This window comes from Nocardioides luteus, from assembly GCF_014648595.1.
Taxonomy (GTDB): Bacteria; Actinomycetota; Actinomycetes; order Propionibacteriales; family Nocardioidaceae; genus Nocardioides; species Nocardioides luteus.
This window is the reverse complement of sequence record NZ_BMRK01000002.1, coordinates 38480-52882: the sequence shown is the minus strand read 5'-3', so window position 1 is coordinate 52882 and position 14403 is coordinate 38480. Positions and strand designations below refer to the sequence as shown.

The following is a 14403-nucleotide window of genomic DNA, read 5'->3' as shown; positions in this document are numbered from 1 at the left end:
CAGCGAGCGGTGTCGAGACCAACACAGTCGACTCTGTTGGTCTCGACGCGCCTCCGCCTTGCGGCTCCGGCGGCTCGACCAGCGAAAGGAAATGCTCATGATCAACCGAATTCTGGTCGCGAACCGCGCCGAGATCGCCTCCCGCGTCTTCCGTACCGCCCGCAAGCTCGGCATCGAGACCGTCGCGGTCCACTCCGACGCCGACGCCGACCTGCCGTTCGTGGCGGAGGCCGACCACGCCGTACGCCTCCCCGGCAACGCGCCCGCGGACACCTACCTCCGCTCCGCCCTCGTCATCGAGGCGGCGAAGGTGGCCGGTGCCGACGCGATCCACCCGGGCTACGGGTTCCTCTCGGAGAACGCCGACTTCGCCCGCGCCGTCGAGGCGGCCGGTCTGACCTGGATCGGTCCGGCTCCGGAGTCGATCGAGAAGATGGGCTCCAAGATCGAGGCCAAGAAGATCATGGCCTCCGCCGGCGTACCGGTGCTCGAGGCGCCCGCCTCCCCGGCCGAGTCCGACCTGCCGCTGCTGGTCAAGGCCTCCGCCGGCGGTGGTGGGCGAGGGATGCGGATCGTCCGCACCCTCGACGCGCTCGAAGCCGAGGTCGCCGCCGCCGAGGCCGAGGCCAAGTCGGCCTTCGGCGACGGCACCGTCTTCGTCGAGCCGTACGTCGAAGCCGGCCGTCACGTCGAGGTCCAGGTCGTCGGTGACGGTGCCGGCAACGTCGCCGTCTTCGGTGAGCGGGACTGCTCGGTGCAGCGCCGTCACCAGAAGGTCGTCGAGGAGTCGCCGGCTCCGCTGCTGCCGGACTCGGTCCGGTCCGCGCTGCACGAGGCGGCCCGCAACGCCGCCGCGGCGATCGACTATCGAGGGGCGGGGACCGTCGAGTTCCTCTACGACGCTGCTTCGGAGCGGTTCTGGTTCCTGGAGATGAACACCCGGCTGCAGGTCGAGCACCCGGTGACCGAGCTGGTGCACGGGGTGGATCTCGTGGAGCTGCAGGTCGCTGTGGCTGAAAACGGGGTTGGTGCGCTGGGCGGGGTCTCGACAGGCTCGACCTCCGTTGACGGACATGCGATCGAGGTGCGGTTGTATGCGGAGGATCCGACGGCGGACTACCAGCCGCAGTCGGGGACGCTGACTGCGCTGGAGTTCTCCGGCGACGCTCGGATTGATGCCGGTTACACCTCCGGCTCGGAGGTCAGCACCTTCTACGACGCGATGCTGGCCAAGGTGATCGTGCACGCGCCCACGCGCGACGCGGCGATCCGGCGGCTGAGCTCGGTGCTGCGTACGGCCAGGATCCACGGGCTGGTGACCAACCGGGAGCAGCTGATCGGCATCCTCGGCTCCGACGCGTTCCGCAGCGGCGAGGTCACCACCTCCTTGCTCGCGAAAGAGGCATTTCTTTCGACGACGGAGGACCCCGGTGCTCCCGTCGCGGCAGCGATCGCCCTCGCCGAGCGCACCCGCCGACCGGGCATCCCGGTCGCCTGGCGCAACGTCCCCAACCAGCCGCAGCGGACCGTCTTCGAGGACGGCTCCGAGGACGGCATCGTGGTGGAGTGGCGTGGCACCCGTGACGGCTATGTCATCGAGGGTCAGGCCGTCGAGGGCTTCGAGGTCGTCTCCGCCACCGGGGACGGCTCCGGCCGGGACACCGTCGTCCTCGAGAAGGACGGGCTGCGCACCGGCTACACCGTCTCCATCGACGGCGCGAGCGTCGACGTCGACTCGGCCTTCGGCCACACCGCGCTGAAGCGTCGGCCGCGGTTCACCGACCCGGCCCTGCAGACGCAGCCCGGAAGCCTGCTGGCGCCGATGCCGGGCTCCGTCATCAGCGTGCTGGCCGAGATCGACCAGGACGTCACCGAGGGCCAGCCGCTGCTGGTGCTCGAGGCGATGAAGATGCAGCACACCGTGACCGCGCCGACCGACGGCGTACTCACCCAGATCAACGTCAAGCCCGGAGACCAGGTCGCCGCCGACGAGGTGCTCGCGGTGGTCGAGTCGGTCGAGTCGGTGGTCGAGCCTGTCGAGACCACCAAGGAGGAAACAGCATGAGCAACCCCACTGCGCCAAGCCCGTTCACCGAGCCCGAGGAGCGGATCGCGCTGCGCGAGGCGGTGGCGAAGCTGGCCGGGAAATACGGTCACGACTTCGTCGCCAAGCAGGCCCGCGAGGGCGGCAAGATGACCGAGATGTGGCTCGAGATGGGCCGCAACGGGTTCCTCGGCGTCAACATCGCCGAGGAGTACGGCGGCGGTGGCGGCGGCATGAGCGACCTCGCCGCCGTGCTCGAGGAGGCCGCGACCGCAGGCGCGCCGCTGCTGATGATGGTCGTCAGCCCGGCGATCTGCGGCAGCATCATCGGCCGCTGCGGCACCGAGGAGCAGAAGAAGCGCTGGCTGCCGTCGATCGCCGACGGGTCGCTGCTGATGGCCTTCGGCATCACCGAGGCCGACGCCGGCTCCAACTCCCACAAGATCACCACCACCGCCAAGCGTGACGGCGACAGCTGGGTGCTGAACGGTCAGAAGACGTTCATCTCCGGTGTCGACGAGGCCGACTCGGTCCTCATCGTCGCCCGCACGGAGGACGCCAAGACCGGGAAGCTCAAGCCGGCCCTCTTCGTGGTGCCGACCGACTCCGAGGGCTTCACCAAGCAGGTGATCCCGATGGCCTGGGAGGCGCCGGAGAAGCAGTTCACCCTCTTCATCGACGACGTACGCCTCCCCGCGGACGCCCTCGTCGGCGACGAGGACGGCGGCATCTGGCAGCTCTTCGCCGGCCTCAACCCCGAGCGGATCATGGGCGCCGCCCTCTCGGCCGGGATGGCGCGCTACGCGCTCGGGAAGGCGGTCGAGTACGCCTCGACCCGGTCGGTCTGGAAGGACGCCCCGATCGGCTCCCACCAAGGCATCGCGCACCCGCTCGCGAAGGTGAAGATCGAGCTCGAGCAGGCCCGCCTGCTCTGGCAGAAGGCCGCCGCGCTCTACGACGCCGGTGACGACGCCGGTGCCGGCGAGTACGCCAACATGGCCAAGTACGCCGCCGGCGAGGTCGCCTGCAACGCCACCGACGTCGCGGTCCACACCCACGGCGGCAACGGCCTGACGGTGGAGTACGGGCTGGCCAACCAGCTGGTCGCCGCCCGGCTCGGCCGGATCGCCCCGGTCAGCCGGGAGATGATCCTCAACTACATCGCCATGCACACCCTGGGACTCCCCAAGTCCTACTGATCGCCGGTGGTCGAGCTTGTCGAGACCCCCACGAGACAGGGCCGGTCGCGCTCGCGACCGGCCCTGTTCGTACGTCTTTCCCTGTTACTGCTTCGGCTCGTTGACCACGATGGTGCTGAGGATCTTGTCGGCGAAGGTCTGCCGCTTGTCGTCCCACAGCGGCCACAGGTAGCCGAGGTAGCAGGGGAGCTGGTCGAGGTAGTGGACGAAGAACCGCCCGATCGAGAACCAGGTGCCGAGGACCTGGCCGTCGGCCTCCTTGACGACCTTGATGCCGAGGACGCCCTTGCCGATCGAGTAGCCGGTCTTGCCCTGCTTCAGGCCGTAGTTCCAGAAGAGGAACGCGAGGCCGAGCAGGAAGCCGAGGAACGCGAGGATCCCGCCGATGGCCAGCAGCGCTCCGTTGGGCTCACCGGGGGTGTACACGCCGGTCACCGGGTCGTACTCCGAGCTGCCCGCGGCGGCGCCGCCGATGAAGAGGCCGTAGCCGACCCAGAACGGGATCATCGCCACGGCACCGCACAGGCCGTCGATGATCGCGGCACCGACGCGCGAGCCCCAGGAGGCGTACGGCGGGGTCGGGGCGCCGTAGCCGGCCGGCACCGTGCCGTAGCCACCGGGAGCTGCGCCATAGCCCTGAGCGGGAGGCGGCGGTGCGCTGGGCTGACCGTAGGCAGGCGGCGCGGGCGGGGGCGGGGGTGTGGGCTGACCGGAGGGGTCCTGCGGGGCGCCGGGAGGCGGGCCGTAGTTAGACATGGGGGGAGTATGGCCACATCGCGGCGCAAAAGTAAGCGCACACGCCCGTGCCGTCCGGGTCTAGGAGCGCGGCTCGACGACGACCAGGGTGCTGATGATCTTGTCGGCGAAGGTCTGCCGCTTGTCGTCCAGCAGCGGCCACAGGTAGCCGACGAAGCAGAAGCCGTCGAGCACGTGGAGCAGCTGACGGACCAGCGCCGTCGGAGCGCCGAGCACGGCTGAGGAATCCTGCTTGACCAGCTTGATCCCGATGACCGACTTGCCGAGGGTGTAGCCCGTGCGGCCCTGCTTGAGCACGTGGTTCCACACCGCGAAACCGACGAGACCGACCCAGCCGACCAGGGTGACCAGGAGGCCGAAGGCGGTCACGAAGAAGCCCGACTCCTGCGCCAGCCCGCCACCGACGCCGGCGACCAGGTAGAACGGCACCAGCAGCGCCGCGTCGATCAGGGCAGCGCACGCCCGGCGGCCCCAGGTCGCGAGCGGCGGGCCGCTGGGGACGTACGCCTGCTGTGCCCAGGGCGGCGACTGGGGCTGCTGGCTCGTGCCCGGCGGGGGGCCCTGCGGCGGGCCCTGCGGTGCACCTGGAGGCGGCCCGGTCGGGGGACCGGGCGGGGGGCCCGAGGGCGGGCCGAAGTTGGACATCTGGGGGGTCATCTCCTCGAGTGTGGTGACCTGCTGACCTGACCGACGTTCAATCTATCGGGTCGGGCAGGGGTTAGCCTGACCCTTGTGGCTGGAGCAGCGAAGGCGATGGATCGGGCTCAGCGCCGGTTCCCGCCGGTGGCGTTCCCGCTGGCCGTCATCTACAAGTTCTACGAGGACCAGGGCAACAACCTGGCGGCCATCATCACCTATTACGCCTTCGTCGCGGTCTTCCCGATCCTGCTGCTCGCCTCCTCGATCCTCGGCTTCGTGCTCGAGGGCGACCCGAAGCTGCAGGAGGCGGTGCTCGACACCGCGCTGGCGCAGTTCCCGATCATCGGTGACCAGCTCGGCCGCAAGGAGCTGACCGGGTCGACCAGCGCGATCATCGTCGGTGGTCTGGCGGCCCTCTACGGTGCGCTCGGCCTCGGTCTGTCGATGCAGAACGCCGTCAACACCGCGTGGTCGGTGCCGCGCAACAGCCGTCCCAACCCGATCCTGCTGCGGGTGCGGTCGCTGCTGATGCTCGCCACCGGCGGCCTGGCGATCCTCTCGGTCACCTCGCTCTCGCTGGTGCTGAGCCGCACCGACTTCCTCGGGTTCAAGGCGGTCGACGTCGGCTACTGGCTGGTCATCCTCGGCACGGTCGGCATCGTCACCGGCATGCTGTGCGTCGTCTTCCGGATGGCCACGACTCGCGATCACGCGCTCTCCCACGCCCTGCCCGGCGCGTTCACGTTCGCGCTGCTGTGGCAGGTGCTGCAGTACTTCGGCGCCGAGTTCGTCCAGCACGTGCTCGCCGCCACCAACGGGATGAACCAGACCTTCGCCCTGGTCCTCGGTCTGGTCGCCTTCCTCTACATCGCCGCGCTGATGGTGGTGATCTCGATCGAGGTCAACGTCGTCTACTCCCGCCACCTGTGGCCGCGCGCGCTGCTCACCCTCTTCACCGACGACGTCCTCCTCACCGAGGCCGACCGGCGGGCGTACGCCAGCTATGCGCTGATGCAGCGCCACAAGGGCTTCGAGACCGTCGCGGTCAGCTTCGACGGGCCCGACGGCGACACCCACGAGATCGTCATGGACCCGTCCTGGCTGCGCAAGACCGCGCGGCAGATCCGTCGGCGTGACGAGTTCAGCCGGCCGCTGCCGCCGACCAAGCCACCGCCCCCGGTGCCGCCGGGCAAGCTGCGCGCACTGCCTCATCCCGACGAGGAGCCGAAGCAGCCTGAGCCGGCGAAGGAGACGAAGCGGACGAGACCTGCGAGACAGGCGAAGCCCTAAGCCTTCCGGCGCAGCGGTACGAAGCGATACCAGCCGTGGCTGCTGAGTCGCGCCTGCCCGGTCGCGGAGCGCTCGACCAGCATCATCATCCCGGCGACCGGGATCACCATCTGGCCGGGCGCGGCCAGCTGCTCCACCAGTTCCCGCGGCATCGCCTCTGCCTCCGCGGAGACGAGGATGCGGTCGTACGGAGCCTTCTTGGGCCACCCGAGGACGCCGTTCCTCGCCTTCTCGATGCGTGCCCAGGGCTGCCCGGTCGCTGCCAGGTTGTGGCGGCCGAAGCGTACGAGGGACGGTTCCAGCTCGACCCCGACGACGCTGCCCTCGGGGCCGGTCAGGTGGGCGAGCAGCGCGGTCGTCCAGCCCGACCCGGAGCCGACGTCGAGCACCTCGTCGCCCGGTCGGACCTCGAGCAGATGCAGCATGTCGGCGACCGTGCGCGGCTGCGAGTTGGTCTGTCCGCGGCCGATCGGGAGCGGCTGGTCGAAGCCCGCGTAGGTGCGCTCCTCCGGAGGCAGGAAGCCGTCCCGGGGGATCGCGGCGAATGCATCGCGGACCCGGTCCACACCACCAGTCAACCACCGTAGGGTTTGGTCCATGACTGAAGCGCAAACCCCCGCTGAGCTCGTCCACCTCGACGTCGCCGACGGCGTCGCCACGATCACCCTCGACTCGCCGCACAACCGCAACGCGCTCTCGAGCCAGCTGGTCACCGAGCTCTTCGACGCCCTGCACTCCGCCGACAAGGACGCCGACGTGAAGGCCGTCGTGCTCCAGGCGACCGGCACCGTCTTCTGCTCCGGTGCCGACCTCTCCGAAGCCGCGACCGTGCCGATGGAGGAGGGCACCCGCGGGATCGTCCGTCTCCAGCGCACCATCGTCGCCCTGACCAAGCCCGTGGTGGCGAAGGTGCAGGGTCCGGTACGCGCCGGGGGCCTCGGCCTGGTCGCCGCCGCCGACGTCGCGGTCGCCGCCGACACCGTCTCGTTCGCGCTCACCGAGGTCCGCCTCGGCCTCGCCCCCGCGGCGATCTCGCTCTCGATCCTGCCCCGGATCGACTCGCGCGCGGCGTCGCGCTACTTCCTCACCGGCGAGAAGTTCGACGCCGCCGAGGCCGCCCGCATCGGCATCCTCACCGCCGCCGTCCCGGCCGACTCCCTCGACGACGAGGTCGCCGCCATCACCTCCTCGCTGGTCAAGGGATCGCCCCAGGGCCTGCGCGAGACCAAGCGCCTGATGGTGCGTGGCCTGGTCGAGCACATCGACGCCGGTGGCGAGGAGATGGCCTCCCTCTCCGCTCGCCTCTTCGGCTCCGACGAGGCCCGTGAGGCGATGACGGCCTTCCTGACCCGGAAGAAGTAGCGGCCGGAAACAGGCAGCGCAGCCGAATCGACTCCGGGAGGCGCAGAGCGGGGTCCCCGCCGACGGAACGATCGAGATCGACCTCGGGGTCATCGACCACGTCGAGGGTTGGGTCGGCGGGCAGCCGGTCCGCTGGGCCGGTCGACTGATGGCACCCGTGTGCCCATAACCGCACGTCGGGGGTAGAGTTGTCTCCTTGCCGTGCGCCATGGGGGGCGCACGGCGGGGTGTGGAACTTCTGACGGGGGAACGTCCAGTTGAACGACAAGCTGGCTGAGCACGAGATCGCTCAGGAGCAGAGTTTCGTAGATCGTGTCTACCTCCAGCTGGGGGAGTCGGCGCGCGCTGCCCAGGAGCTGGCTGACGAGGGCCGCGACCGCGGGCGTCTGGGGCACGAGGGTGGTCTGGTCGAGCGCGACGCGTTCGCCTACCAGGCTGCGCGTCGCATCGCGCAGCTCGATGCTGCCCACGAGGGGCTGGTCTTCGGCCGGCTCGACCTCGACCCCGAGGTCGACGCGGAGCCGCGCTACGTCGGCCGGATCGGCCTGCGCGACGCCCAGCGCGACTCGCTGCTGATCGACTGGCGAGCGCCAGCCGCCGCGGTCTTCTACCAGGCGACCGCGGTCGAGCCGCGCTCCGTGATCAGGCGCCGGGTGCTCCGCTCCGAGGGCCAGAACGTCATCGGTGTCGAGGACGAGCTGCTCGACGCCGACGCGCTCGAGCGCTCCGGCGCCGACCTGCCGATCGTCGGCGAGGGTGCGCTCATCGCGCAGCTCAGCCGCGCGCGCGACCGCACGATGCACTCCATCGTCGCGACCATCCAGGCCGAGCAGGACAAGGCGATCCGTGCGCCCGGCAAGGGCGTCACCACCATCTCCGGTGGCCCCGGCGTCGGCAAGACCGTCGTCGCGCTCCACCGTGCGGCCTACCTGCTCTACACCGAGCGCCGCCGCTACGAGTCCGGCGGTGTGCTCATCGTGGGTCCGTCGGGCGTCTTCATGCGCTACATCGAGCGGGTCCTGCCCTCGCTCGGGGAGACCGCGGTGGCGCTGCGGTCGCTGGGCGAGGTCGTCGACGGCGTACGCGCCACCTGGCACAACGACCCGGCCGTCGCCGACGTGAAGGGCTCGGCGCGGATGGCCGAGGTGCTGCGTCGCGCCGCGCGCCAGCAGGCGCCAGGCTCGCCGCGCGAGTTCAAGGTCTTCTACCGCGACGACTCGCTGCGGCTGGACGGCAAGCGGCTCGGTGAGCTGCGCCGTCAGCTGATGAGCCAGGGCCGGCGCAACCAGCAGCTGCGCCGCGTACCTCAGATGCTCCTCGACATCCTCTGGCGGCAGGTACGCGGCGAGCGCGGCCGCGAGCGGGGTCGCGAGGTCTTCAACGACGAGATGCTCGACAACCCGGACTTCCTCGAGTTCGCCGCGGCCTGGTGGCCGGCGCTGGAGGCGCGCGAGGTGCTCGGCTGGCTGCGCGAGCCCGAGTTCCTCGCTCGGGTCTCCGAGGGAGTCCTGTCCCACGACGAGCAGCAGCTGCTCCTCAAGTCGTGGGCTGGCAGGGGGCTGACCGACGCCGACCTGGCGATCGAGGACATCCCGCTGCTCGACGAGCTCCGCTACGCGATCGGCGACATCCCCGAGCAGGCCGCCGACGAGCGCGACGCCGACCACAGCGGCATCGACATCGCGGAGCTGATGACCGCCTCCGACCGCGAGTTCGCGTCGGGCCGCGGCTGGCGGCCGCCGACCTACCGCATCGACGACGACCCGTTCGCCCACATCCTCATCGACGAGGCCCAGGACCTCACCCCGATGCAGTGGCGGATGGTCGGCCGCCGAGGACGTACGGCCTCCTGGACCATCGTCGGCGACCCGGCTCAGTCCTCGTGGCCGGTGCCGTCGGAGGCGGAGGAGGCGCGGGCCAAGGCGCTGGAGGGCAAGCCGGTCCACGCGTTCCACCTCTCGACCAACTACCGCAACTCGGCCGAGATCTACGCCTTCGCCGCTGCCTACGCCGAGCGCGTCGGGCTCGACGCCGACCTGCCCACCGCGGTCCGCTCCACCGGTGTCGAGCCGCGGGTCATCGAGCACGCGGTCGACCTGGAGAAGGCCACCCGCGAGGCGGTCGGCGAGATCGCGTCGCAGGTCGGCGGCACCGTCGGCATCGTGGTCCCGGTCGCGCGCCGCTCCGAGGTCAACTCGTGGCTGGCCTCGTGGTCGGAGTTCGCCGCCGACGCGCCGTCTGCTGCTGCGTCCGCAGCCTCCCCGGATGCCGTCCCCTCGGGCGAGGACCGCATCGTCGTACTCACCGGCCTGGACACCAAGGGCCTCGAGTTCGACGGCATCGTCGTGGTCAGCCCCGACGAGATCGAGCAGGAGTCGGCCACCGGCCGCGCCACCCTCTACGTCGTCCTCACTCGCGCCACCCAGCTCCTCACGACCGTCTCCTGACCCGTCCGCACGCTGGTCGAGCCGGGAGGCCGCCTGCGGCCGAGCGTGTCGAGACCAACACAGCCTCATCGAGCGTCGACGGGACCGTGTTGGTCTCGACACCCGCTCGCTGGCGCTCGCGGGGCTCGACCAGCGGGGGTCGGGTGGTCCTCGCTGGTCGGGCGTGTCGAGACCGACGCGGTCAGAGGGTGGTGATCCAGGGGTGGTCGGGGAGGGTCTGCGCGAGGGCTTGTCGCAGCCAGCGGAGGCTGCGATCGTCGAGCAGCGGGATCGTGTTGTCGAAGTCGACCTGGTCCTTCGGGCGTAGGCCCGGCGCCTTGTAGAGCAGCTGGATCTCGGGCTGCAGGTAGCGCACGCCGTCGAGCTCCCAGAGCGCATCGTGCATCGGCATCCGGATCGACGGGTCGCGACGGTACTCCCAGAGGCGGGCCGACCCCGGGGAGAGCAGCAGGTCGTACTCCCACGGGCTCTGCGCACTCTCGCGGGTCCAGATCGCCGGCGATCCACCAGGTGCCGGGATAGCCCTCGAACAGCTCCGCCACGTCGGCCGGGGTGTGGGTCGCCCAGGGCCCGTAGAGACGCTCGAACTCGTCGTTGCTCAGATCGTTGACACCCACCCGGGCAGCCTAGCCAGGGGCTCCCGCCAGGGACTTGAGAAGCCGATGACACTTTGTGAACCGTTCACAAAGTGTCATCGGCTAGTGCAGTGCCCGGAGGAGGGGACAGCCGACAGAGGGCTCGGGGGTGGTAGCGGCCCGGAGCCCACGATCCGAATCGAATCGGCCGCACGCGGGCGCGCGGATTAGGCTCGTCCCATGACGAGCCAAAGCCCTGCCACGACCGCGATCGAGGAGATCACGGGACACGAGGCGTGGGCGATCATCCGGCGCTCGTCGAGGGCGGGTGATCGGGACACGGTCGGCATGCTGGCGGGCACGCGGTCCGAGGTGGAGTCGCTGCTCGACGTACCTCTCGAGGAGGGGACGCCGGAGCCCGGGAAGGTCGCCGACCGGCTGCTCGCGGTGCCGTTCCGGCAGGTCGCCGAGCGGGGCTTCGAGGCCCACGACGACGGCACCCCGCTGGTGGTCGTCGACGTGGAGCGTGAGTGGGAGTTCTCGGTCGCCGAGGTGATCGAGGCGCTGCCCGACGTACCCGTCGAGTTCACCGACCGCGGCGGCTTCGACGTCGACGACGACACCTACGCCGACCTGGTCAAGACCGTCATCGAGGACGAGATCGGCCAGGGCGAGGGCGCCAACTTCGTGATCGGCCGCCACTATCGCGCCCAGCTCGACGACTGGAACCACACCCGCGCGCTCACCGTGCTGCGCCGGCTGCTGGAGCGCGAGCGCGGGGCGTACTGGACCTACTGCTTCTTCACCGGTGACCGCTATCTGATCGGCGCCAGCCCGGAGCGCCACGTGAGCGTCCACGGCGGTGACGTCCGGATGAACCCGATCTCCGGTACGTTCCGCCTGCCGCGGGATCTCGAGGGCACCCCGGAGAAGATCGCCCACGACCTCAAGGGGCAGCTGACCGACTTCCTGACGGATCAGAAGGAGGTCTACGAGCTCTTCATGGTGGTCGACGAGGAGCTCAAGATGATGTGCGACATCTGCGACCAGGGCGGCCAGGTGCTCGGCCCGTTCCTGAAGCCGATGTCACGTCTGATCCATACCGAGTACCTCCTCGCCGGCCGCTCGGGCCGCGATCCGCGCGAGATCCTGCGCGACACGATGTACGCCGCCACCGTCACCGGCTCGCCGGTGGAGAACGCGTGCCGGCTGATCAAGAAGTACGAGCCGGAGGGCCGTGGCTACTACGGCGCCGCGCTCGCGCTGCTCGGCCGTGACGAGTCCGGTGCGCCGACCGTGGACAGCCCGATCGTGATCCGCACCGCCGACGTGTCCCTGTCCGGCGAGCTGAAGGTGAGCGCCGGGGCGACCCTGGTGCGCGACTCCGACCCGGCCTACGAGGTCGCCGAGACGCACGCCAAGGCCGGCGGCATCCTTTCCGCCTTCGGTCTGGTGCCGGCAGCGCCGGCGCTCGCCCAGGACGTCTCCGAGCTGGTCAACGACGAGGACCTGCTCCTCACGCTGGCCTCGCGCAACCGCCGGCTGTCGTCGTTCTGGCTGACGGACCAGGCCGACGAGGAGCCCGCGTCGCACCTCGCCGGCAAGCACGCGGTGATCCTCGACGGCGAGGACGACTTCGTACGCATGCTGCGCCACGTCCTCCGGGTGCTCGGCATGACCTCGTCGGTGGTGCGTCACGAGGACTACCAGGACGGTTCCTTCGAGGGTGCCGACCTGGTCATCGTCGGTCCAGGGCCGGGCGACCCTCGTGACGACGAGGACCCGAAGATGGGCAAGCTGCGCGCCGCGGTGGCGACGCTGCTCGAGTCGGAGCAGCCGTTCCTCGCGGTCTGCCTCGGACATCAGGCGCTCTGTCACCAGCTCGGGATCGGGCTGCACTACAAGGACATCGTCTTCCAGGGCACCCAGACCCGCGTCGGTCTCGGCTTCGGCGGGCGGCCGCGGCGCGAGCGGGTCGGTTTCTACAACACCTTCGTGGGCCGGCTCGGTGACACGGAGCTGCCCGACGGGGTGTCGGTCGACGCCGACCCGGTCTCCGGCGACATCCATGCCATCTCCGGGCCGCACTACGCCGGCATCCAGTTCCATGCGGAGTCGGTCCTCACCGAGCGCGGCTACGACCTCATCCACGACGTCGTCAGCGACCTCCTGGCCGAATGAGCGACGTGGTGGTGGTCGACCACCACGACTCCTACGTGTGGAGCCTCGTCCACATGATCGCCCAGGTCAGCGGTGTCCTTCCGGACGTCGTCGAGCACGACGAGGTGAAGGTCGGCGAGCTCGCTGGCTACACCCACGTGGTGCTCTCGCCCGGCCCCGGCCACCCGGCCGACCCGGCGGACTTCGCAGTCGGGCGTGACGTACTCCTGGCCGGGGACCGGCCCGTCCTCGGCGTCTGTCTGGGGATGCAGGGGCTGGTCACCGCCTACGGCGGCGTCGTCGACCGCATCGAGCCCGCGCACGGTGAGGTCGCACAGGTGACCCACGACGGTCGCGGGGTCTTCGCCGGCCTCCCCTCCCCGCTCGCAGCCGTCCGGTACCACTCGCTGGCGGCGGTCTCGGTGCCCGATGACCTGGAGGTGACGGCGCGGTCCGAGGACGGCGTGGTGATGGGCGTACGCCACCGCTCGCTGCCGCTCGAAGGCGTTCAGTTCCACCCCGAGTCTGTGCTCTCGCAGCACGGCACGGCGATGATCGCGCGGTTCCTGAGCACGTCGGTAGCGGGCCAGTGACGAGCGCCGAGGAGCTCTTCGCCGAGGTCGCCGCCGCCCACCCCCGCTGCGTCTGGCTCGACGGTGGAGGTGCGCGGGACTGGTCCGGAACCCGGTCGCTGATCGGCTGGCTCGATGACGACGACGTCTCGCTGACCTACTCGGCCGCACGGCGCGAGGTGCTGCTCCATGCCGGTGGCCGCTCCGAGGTCGTCGGTGACGACATCTGGCAGGCGCTCGAGGACGAGATCGGCGCCGGGGAACAGTGGTTCGGCTACCTCGGCTACGCCTGCCGCGCCGATCTCCCCGCTGCCCCGTCGACCGACGTCCCCGACGCGGTCTGGCTGCGACCGTCTCACCTGATGGTCATCGAGCATGAGCTTGACGGGCACTTCTTGGACTTGACGGGTGTTCCAGTGCCCGTCCAGTCCAGGGATACCCGGTCGACCGGGTATCCCACACCCCCGCCCGCCACCTACCCCCAAGCCTTCGCCCAGATCCAAGAAGCCCTCAGGAGAGGCGACACCTACGAAGCCAACCTGACCTACCGCACGACGGTGGAGACGGAGGCCGACCCGGTGGAGACCTATCTTCGACTGCGCAGCATCAACCCCGCCCCGTACGCAGGTTTCCTCCAGCACGACGTAGCCGATCACCGAGCCTGGCTGCTGAGCTCGAGCCCGGAGCGCTATGCGCTGATCGACGAGGACCGCACGATCGAGACGAGGCCGATCAAGGGGACGACGCCGCGGGGCGAGACGGAGGAAGAGGACGCGGCGAGCGCCGAGCACCTGCGCACCGATCCGAAGCTGCGCAGCGAGAACCTGATGATCACCGACCTGCTCCGCAACGACCTGGCGATGGTCTGCGAGCCCGGGACGGTGGAGGTGCCGGACCTGATGAAGGTCGAGTCCTACCCGAGCGTGCACCAGCTGGTCACCACGGTCCGCGGCCGTCTGCGCGAGGAGATCACGACCGTCGAGGCGCTGCGAAGGCTCTTCCCGGCAGGGTCGATGACCGGTGCGCCCAAGCTGCGCACGATGGAGATCATCGAGCGTGCCGAGCGTGAGCTGGGCGGCCCACGGGCGGCGTACGCCGGGGCGTTCGGCTGGATCTCGGGCGACGGTCCGGCCGACCTCGGCGTCGTCATCCGCACCCTGACCACCCACGACCGGCACACCTGGCGGATCGGCACGGGCGGCGGGATCACGGTCAGGTCCGACCTCGCCGAGGAGGCCGCTGAGGCCCGGTTGAAGGCCGACCGGGTGCGTGCTTCCCTCGGCAGGTGATCAATCCGGTGAAAAGACGGCGACACGTCGAGACATCGGAGCCATGTCTATTGGAACGTTCATAAAACGA

At 70.1% G+C, this 14403-nt stretch carries 12 protein-coding genes; 8 read left to right on the top strand and 4 right to left on the bottom strand.

What is annotated here, in order from left to right; all coding sequences use genetic code 11:
* Positions 1-97 precede the first annotated feature (97 nt).
* Together IEY81_RS02730 and IEY81_RS02725 are read left to right on the top strand one after the other, a co-directional pair.
* Positions 98-2065: an acetyl/propionyl/methylcrotonyl-CoA carboxylase subunit alpha gene (locus IEY81_RS02730; protein WP_189116920.1), complete on the top strand. Its 1968-nt coding sequence runs from the start codon at positions 98-100 to the stop codon at positions 2063-2065.
* On the top strand, positions 2062-3243 hold the full coding sequence (locus IEY81_RS02725; protein WP_189116919.1) for an acyl-CoA dehydrogenase family protein: 1182 nt from the start codon (positions 2062-2064) through the stop codon (positions 3241-3243). The genes IEY81_RS02730 and IEY81_RS02725 overlap by 4 nt, the downstream gene beginning before the upstream one ends.
* A gap of 84 nt (positions 3244-3327) precedes the next feature.
* Here the strand turns inward: IEY81_RS02725 and IEY81_RS02720 are convergent, their stop codons facing one another.
* Both IEY81_RS02720 and IEY81_RS02715 read right to left on the bottom strand, forming a co-directional pair.
* A complete protein-coding gene (locus IEY81_RS02720; RefSeq protein ID WP_189116918.1) occupies positions 3328-3999 on the bottom strand; it encodes an RDD family protein in 672 nt (223 codons plus the stop codon).
* 60 nt (positions 4000-4059) lie between these two features.
* Entirely contained in the window at positions 4060-4656 is a 597-nt protein-coding gene (locus IEY81_RS02715; RefSeq protein ID WP_189116917.1) for an RDD family protein, read from the bottom strand.
* 75 nt (positions 4657-4731) lie between these two features.
* Here IEY81_RS02715 and IEY81_RS02710 point away from each other — a divergent pair, with 75 nt between their 5' ends.
* Positions 4732-5928 (top strand): YihY/virulence factor BrkB family protein, encoded by a 1197-nt coding sequence (locus IEY81_RS02710; protein ID WP_229787257.1) that lies wholly within the window; start codon positions 4732-4734, stop codon positions 5926-5928.
* On the opposite strand, the gene IEY81_RS02705 is transcribed toward IEY81_RS02710, so the two are convergent.
* Positions 5925-6494 (bottom strand): protein-L-isoaspartate O-methyltransferase family protein, encoded by a 570-nt coding sequence (locus IEY81_RS02705; RefSeq protein ID WP_229787256.1) that lies wholly within the window; start codon positions 6492-6494, stop codon positions 5925-5927. The genes IEY81_RS02710 and IEY81_RS02705 overlap by 4 nt on opposite strands.
* A 31-nt stretch (positions 6495-6525) precedes the next feature.
* Between IEY81_RS02705 and IEY81_RS02700 the strand changes: the two genes are divergently transcribed.
* Together IEY81_RS02700 and IEY81_RS02695 are read left to right on the top strand one after the other, a co-directional pair.
* Positions 6526-7290, top strand: coding sequence for an enoyl-CoA hydratase family protein (locus IEY81_RS02700; protein WP_189116915.1), 765 nt, complete (start codon positions 6526-6528; stop codon positions 7288-7290).
* 257 nt (positions 7291-7547) lie between these two features.
* Complete coding sequence (locus IEY81_RS02695) at positions 7548-9737, top strand: HelD family protein (RefSeq protein WP_189116914.1); 2190 nt, start codon at positions 7548-7550, stop codon at positions 9735-9737.
* A 181-nt stretch (positions 9738-9918) separates the two neighbouring features.
* Here IEY81_RS02695 and IEY81_RS24030 read toward each other — a convergent pair whose 3' ends face one another.
* Complete coding sequence (locus IEY81_RS24030) at positions 9919-10122, bottom strand: hypothetical protein (protein ID WP_229787254.1); 204 nt, start codon at positions 10120-10122, stop codon at positions 9919-9921.
* 430 nt (positions 10123-10552) lie between these two features.
* Here IEY81_RS24030 and IEY81_RS02685 point away from each other — a divergent pair, with 430 nt between their 5' ends.
* Genes IEY81_RS02685 through IEY81_RS02675 form a run of 3 tightly spaced genes read left to right on the top strand, consistent with a single transcriptional unit; the run spans position 10553 to position 14333 of the window.
* On the top strand, positions 10553-12493 hold the full coding sequence (locus tag IEY81_RS02685) for an anthranilate synthase family protein (RefSeq protein WP_189116913.1): 1941 nt from the start codon (positions 10553-10555) through the stop codon (positions 12491-12493).
* Complete coding sequence (locus IEY81_RS02680; RefSeq protein ID WP_189116912.1) at positions 12490-13065, top strand: anthranilate synthase component II; 576 nt, start codon at positions 12490-12492, stop codon at positions 13063-13065. The genes IEY81_RS02685 and IEY81_RS02680 overlap by 4 nt, the downstream gene beginning before the upstream one ends.
* Positions 13062-14333 (top strand): anthranilate synthase component I family protein, encoded by a 1272-nt coding sequence (locus tag IEY81_RS02675; RefSeq protein ID WP_189116911.1) that lies wholly within the window; start codon positions 13062-13064, stop codon positions 14331-14333. The genes IEY81_RS02680 and IEY81_RS02675 overlap by 4 nt, the downstream gene beginning before the upstream one ends.
* Positions 14334-14403: the final 70 nt, after the last annotated feature.

Bases quoted from the DNA above. Each gene is read 5' to 3' on its own strand.
- IEY81_RS02685 (WP_189116913.1), top strand. From the start codon at position 10,553: ATGACGAGCCAAAGCCCTGCCACGACCGCGATCGAGGAGATCACGGGA.
- IEY81_RS02720 (WP_189116918.1), bottom strand. From the start codon at position 3,999: ATGTCTAACTACGGCCCGCCTCCCGGCGCCCCGCAGGACCCCTCCGGT.
- IEY81_RS02730 (WP_189116920.1), top strand. From the start codon at position 98: ATGATCAACCGAATTCTGGTCGCGAACCGCGCCGAGATCGCCTCCCGC.
- IEY81_RS02715 (WP_189116917.1), bottom strand. From the start codon at position 4,656: ATGACCCCCCAGATGTCCAACTTCGGCCCGCCCTCGGGCCCCCCGCCC.
- IEY81_RS02680 (WP_189116912.1), top strand. From the start codon at position 12,490: ATGAGCGACGTGGTGGTGGTCGACCACCACGACTCCTACGTGTGGAGC.
- IEY81_RS02725 (WP_189116919.1), top strand. From the start codon at position 2,062: ATGAGCAACCCCACTGCGCCAAGCCCGTTCACCGAGCCCGAGGAGCGG.
- IEY81_RS24030 (WP_229787254.1), bottom strand. From the start codon at position 10,122: ATGCACGATGCGCTCTGGGAGCTCGACGGCGTGCGCTACCTGCAGCCC.
- IEY81_RS02700 (WP_189116915.1), top strand. From the start codon at position 6,526: ATGACTGAAGCGCAAACCCCCGCTGAGCTCGTCCACCTCGACGTCGCC.